Annotated in this window: 3 protein-coding genes; all 3 read left to right on the forward strand. The window is 45.0% G+C overall.

All coding sequences use genetic code 11. The features are described 5' to 3' along the window. Positions 1-405 (forward strand): ABC transporter permease subunit (locus tag WBV27_RS04180; RefSeq protein ID WP_424199697.1); only part of this gene is annotated, 405 nt, incomplete at its 5' end. Positions 406-417: 12 nt separating this feature from the next. Further along, the gene (locus WBV27_RS04185) at positions 418-1,236 is read left to right on the forward strand and encodes a transporter substrate-binding domain-containing protein (protein ID WP_424199699.1); all 819 of its coding nucleotides are present in this window, start codon (positions 418-420) and stop codon (positions 1,234-1,236) included. Positions 1,237-1,251: 15 nt separating this feature from the next. Next, the coding region (locus tag WBV27_RS04190; protein ID WP_424199701.1) for an amino acid ABC transporter permease at positions 1,252-1,857 on the forward strand (606 nt) is incomplete at its 3' end.

A 1,857-nucleotide genomic window follows, 5' to 3' on the forward strand; every position in this document is an offset into this window, starting at 1 on the left:
CCCATCACCCAGAAAGAAGCAAGCATCGCTTGTGGACTGACGAAGTCGCAAATGTACCTGCGTGTCATTCTTCCGCAAGTTGTGCTCGTGGCATTACCATCATTCGGTACAACCACTGTCGCTTTGCTGCAGGATACCTCGTTGGCATTTACGATCGGGATAGTGGATGTGGTAGGGAAAGCGCGGGCCATTGGTGCCGTGACCTACCACACGTTGGAAGGCTACGTAGGCGCGGCAGTTCTGTTTATTACATTGAGCATTATTCTTGAACGAGTCTTTGACGTGTTGGAGAAACGGATGAATTTCGCTGAAGCGAAAAAGTCGTCGTTTCAACTACCAAAGTTATTACTATTTAAAAATAAAAAGGTTCAATTGAAAAAGGTCCAAAAAATCGAGACTAACTGAGGAGGAATTATTATGAAAAAGACAACATTGGGATTTGGAGCAAGTTTATTGATGGCAGGGGTTATCTTGGCTGGGTGCAGCAGCGGCTCTGCTGAAACCGAGAGTGCAGCCGACAGCGGCGCAACAGAGGTTAAAGTAGGTACAGGGAATGAAGCTCTGCCATATGCGTATTTGGATGAAAACGGCGAATATGATGGCTATGATGTCGCTGTAGTGAAAGCTATTGATGAAAAACTGACGGATTACACGTTTACTTTTGAAGGAGCGGACTTCCCGACAACATTGTCAAATTTAGAGAGCGATAAGGTTCAGATGGCAGCCTTCGAACTTGAAATAAATGCAGAGCGCCAAGAGAAATTTGTATATGGGGATGTCGGCTACGTAGTATGGGATACGTACATCGTATCGGATCCGGATGCAGGAACGGTTTATGAGACCTTCGACGATCTTGCCGGGAAAAAAGTCTATGCTACAACCGCAACAAACCAAGCAGCAATGGCTGAAACGTATTTAGAAGAAAATCCGGATGCTTTTGAATTAGTTTATGGCGAATACAACAACGAACAGATCGTTCAAGCGATTACCTCAGGTGCTGTGGATGCATCTTTGGCACCAAAATATCAAGTGGATAACTGGAATAAATCCTTTAATGAAAACTTAGCAATCGGCAGCGAACCAGTCCATAATTCGGATGCTTACCTGCTATTCAACAAAAAAACCGATCAAGCCTTGATTGATGCCGTGAATACAGCATTAGAGGAACTGAAAGCGGATGGAACCATTAAAGAACTTTCCGAAGAATACTTAGATGGTGATTACGTGCCAGAATAAGAAAGGATGAGGGCCATGAGTTTCAAATTTGAGGTGATGATCCAATCATTGAAAGTAGCAAGCCAATACATTGGCACAACATTATTCATGGCCATCACAGCGATAGTCATCGGCGTTATTTTAGGGTTAGGGATAGCGCTGATCCGACTTTATCGCATCAAAGGACTGAGCCAATTTTTTCAAGTGGTTGTCACTTTGTTGAAGGGCATTCCCATGGTGCTGATCATTCTTGCGCTGTACTTGGTCGCTTCCAAACAGTTTGATGTTTGGTCGGAATCCATGAATTGGTCACTTCGGTTCAGGGATTTCAACATGGTATGGATTGCCATTTCCGCATTGAGTCTATTGGCCACGATCAACAGCAGCGAGATTTTTCGCGGGGCATTTGCGGCTGTCAAAAAAGGGCAGTTCGATGCAGCAAAATCGATGGGAATGACCAACCTTCAAACGATTCGCCGGGTTCTGTTGCCGCAAGCAATCCCTATCTCTTTACCGATGTTCAGCAATCTATTGATAGGCCTGGTTAAGGCCTCGTCCTTAGCCTCGATGGTCAGTGTCGTCGATGTCTTTGCAGCTGCGAAGATCACAGCTCAGCAAAACTATCGCTTCCTGGAAGCATAC

The organism is Trichococcus sp. (assembly GCF_049589555.1).
Classification (GTDB): domain Bacteria; phylum Bacillota; class Bacilli; order Lactobacillales; family Aerococcaceae; genus Trichococcus.